The 3,322-nt window shown below is 35.2% G+C and carries 2 protein-coding genes and 2 pseudogenes; 2 read left to right on the top strand and 2 right to left on the bottom strand.

Translation table 11 applies throughout. The features are described 5' to 3' along the window. Positions 1–274 (top strand): annotated as a pseudogene (locus tag C234_RS17695) (hypothetical protein); the annotation flags it as partial. Positions 275–449: 175 nt separating this feature from the next. On the opposite strand, the gene C234_RS16860 reads toward C234_RS17695, so the two are convergent. Further along, positions 450–1,919 (bottom strand): MAC/perforin domain-containing protein, encoded by a 1,470-nt coding sequence (locus tag C234_RS16860; protein ID WP_051290271.1) that lies wholly within the window; start codon positions 1,917–1,919, stop codon positions 450–452. Positions 1,920–2,181: 262 nt separating this feature from the next. Here C234_RS16860 and C234_RS0112810 point away from each other — a divergent pair, with 262 nt between their 5' ends. After that, positions 2,182–2,607: a hypothetical protein gene (locus C234_RS0112810; RefSeq protein WP_027326085.1), complete on the top strand. Its 426-nt coding sequence runs from the start codon at positions 2,182–2,184 to the stop codon at positions 2,605–2,607. A gap of 52 nt (positions 2,608–2,659) precedes the next feature. Here C234_RS0112810 and C234_RS18300 read toward each other — a convergent pair. Next, positions 2,660–2,997: pseudogene (locus tag C234_RS18300) on the bottom strand (IS982 family transposase); the annotation flags it as partial. Positions 2,998–3,322: the final 325 nt, after the last annotated feature.

The raw sequence follows: 3,322 nt of genomic DNA, 5'->3' as shown, positions 1-3,322 counted from the left end.
CCGTTTCCACTATAATCAGAACACCGAAGCGAAGAAGGAATCACCCTCGACCATCCTCGCAGACATGCGTACAGGCGGCGAGAAACTCTTCCTTGCCATCGACCGTCCCAACCTGAATCCGCTGCCGGCAACAGACTTTGAGATAGTCTCTTATACGGATCTCAAGGTGTCCTCCAACTGCTGCATATACCTCGGACGCGACCAGCATTACTACACCGTGCCATATCGCCATGTCTCCAAGACATCCATGTGCCCTGCACACGCTCACTTGTAAAGATATATGTGGACGGAGAACTCGTTGTAACGCATGTAAGGGACTATAGCAAAGGCGAGTACAGGGGGTTAAGCGCCGGCAAGTACATAGAGCGTGCGGAGAAGGCATCCAAGGAACTCGCAGACGTGATGACGCATATCTTCTACGACTCCAACATGCCTGCGAAACACATTATTTAGTTTTTAAAAATTAGATCTTCTAATTTGGGCCCTCTTCCTGTACTGTAAATAAAACTTTTTTGTTCAAAATAGATGATGGGAGTATAATAATCTGTAACTTCCAATTGATATATAATGTCTATTTTTTCGGGTAGTTTTTTTGAGCCCCTTCTTGTGCTGTTATTAGGAGTGTGTTCGACCTCTTGAGATATTATTTTACAATTTTCCGTTTTTAAGATTCTATTTATTGAAAAATAGTCATCAGGATATTGTTTCCCTCTTTCTCTAACAGTTGAATCAAAATGAGAAGAAATGGTTATAGTTATTCTCTCTCCCATAGTAACCTCTTTGGGTGTTAATGTGTATTGTATTGCATTTTCCCGGTTGTTTTTTTTATCGAAAGATTCAAATTTTATTATTTGAACAGGATTTTTTCTGCTATTAGCAAGACTTCTTTTCCTTATTTCTTGAATAACTTCCTCTTTTTTAGATTCATCTTCAATAAATTCCCAGATAGGAATCAGATGTGATAAATCGCTTTTTATAAGTGTCGAATGCTGTATATCCACACTGGAAGCCCATTCTGGCCAACTAACAAATTTTGTATCTATTTCTCCTTCATCAGTTTTTATTAACTGCGTTCGAATAGGTACTGCTCCTCCATGTTGAATTATTTTTAAGGATAAATCTTTGATATTATTTGTAACTTTTATTTTTTCTGTGGTATTTCCTTTGATTATTTCAAGGATATTTCCAGTTAGTGTTACTAAATCATTTTTTGTCTTGTCTTCCTCAATTGCTGTTGCAAGAATCGACATTTTTCCTCCCACAAAAATATCAGTCAATACATGTGTTCCATAATCGTCAATAATTTTAGCGGCGGAATAGTTGTCAAGTGCAAAAAGAAAATCTTCTGTTAGAAAATATTTTAGTCTTTTTTTATTGAAGGTATTAAAAAATAGCCGTTTAGTATTAATACATGCATCTACTCTGTAAAAAGAGTTTGTGGCTTTTTCCGAAATTTCGTTATCAAATTCCCTCGTAAACTCAATTTTTCCCCAAGGTATATATTTTCCTGAATTTATCGTTAATCCTCCACTTCTTTTCTTGTAAAAGTCATTTAAAGAAAAACCATATAATTCATATTGGGAAAAGTCACCATGTGCTAATGAAACTTCAATTTTTCCTTTTGGAACTTTAACGTCATTCTTTGTTTTCGGATCTATTCCAACTCCATTTATATATCTATCAATGTCGATAACAAGGTTTGTTGCTCCTTTATAGTTATCGGCTAATGCATATAGACAATTATAACCATACCCTAATAAATCATTTCTGCCATCTCCTGCGGATCTTGTTGATATAGTTACTGTTTGTTTTTGAGGGGTTAATGGTGGTGGAGGATTTATCCCTTTTTCTTTTATTGATTCTTCACTACAAGAAAATAATAGACAAAACGGCAAAAAATACAAAATTTTACTTCTCATGATACTTTTTTATGTTATGTTTAGATGCTGTAAATTAAGTAAAAAAAATGGTTTGACAAAATGTTTTTTTGATTTTGGCTTTTTGATGTTTTAGAAAGGGAGCACATTGTATTTATTTGTCAATTTTTGGTTTAGATTAGACATTATATAGATTAAATTGCTATATGTCTCATTTCGTGGCTGATATATTTTGATTTTTGCCTAAAAAGACCTATTATTGTTTATTGTAACCTTTTTGTAAAACTAATTAAACATTAATAGAATGAAGACTAATTTATTTTTGATGCTAATCACGCTTCTTGTATCAAGCTTGGGACTGTCTTCTTGTGATAATAATAAAGAAATTGCTGATGGAGATTGGCCTCCAATGAAGTGGGAAACGAAAACTAAGATGAAAGAAGAAAAATCTGGGATATTTAAAATTCAAACTCTCAAAGAAGGAGGAACTTATCTATTTACTTGCACAAATTACCATCCGTCCATATCTAATGTTTTTTGCAATGCTTCTCTTGTAAATTCTTCAAAAAAGAATTTCTATGAAGGCGAATGGGGCTCTGTGTCTATGAATAATAATGTTTTAAAGGTTATATTACATCCTAATTCCAATTCTCACGGTATAACTCTGCACATACGACTTATGGCAGGAGATTCGGCTTGTAGATTTGTTTTTGAACGAACGGAAAGATGATTCGTTTCAAAGTAATGAGAATATTTATAATAATCGAAACCTGTTGGTTGAATTAAATTAGCGCATATTTTATCTGTCGGATAGGACGATGATTACTGAAATTGACATATTGCATGAATGTCATAGCTGCGATTTTACCTGCCATTCGGGTAAAAAGCCCGCATGACTGCTTCGCATAGTTGCGTATCATCATGAGCTTGTCGTTGAGTTGGGAGAATATAGTTTCGATACGTTTTCTGAAGCGTTTATAAACCCGGGAGGGTGTTCGCCAATTTTTCTGATTCAGCCGATAGGGAACCTCCAAGGTAATATTCGCAGCATCGAAGAGCTTTTGTTGTGCACATGTGCACTGAGATATCCCTTGCCTCCAAGCATCATGCAGTCATGATATATAAATCATTAGAATTTTAATTCAACCAACGAGTAGATGAATAGAAATGTTTCTTTCTTCTTGCGGCACTTGGTCCAAGGGGATGTTTCCGGGTAAATGAGTCCCCAAGCTTCGTTTATAAATAGTTATGTTATGAAATTTCTTAATTATTTTTTGCCGGTAAACGTCCCGTTCCGCTCTCTTCAATCTTGTTTTCGACGCCTGTTTGAACAGACCTTTCGGGAAACCTGTTTACGTCTACTTTTTGCCCGAATAAGTGAGGGAAAGAGCTGACCAAACGGTTGATTGTCTTTTTATATGTAAGATTATCAGTTGTTTATAAAT

It is taken from the genome of Bacteroides pyogenes DSM 20611 = JCM 6294 (genome assembly GCF_000428105.1).
Lineage (GTDB): Bacteria > Bacteroidota > Bacteroidia > Bacteroidales > Bacteroidaceae > Bacteroides > Bacteroides pyogenes.
This window is presented reverse-complemented; position numbering and strand designations above follow the sequence as displayed.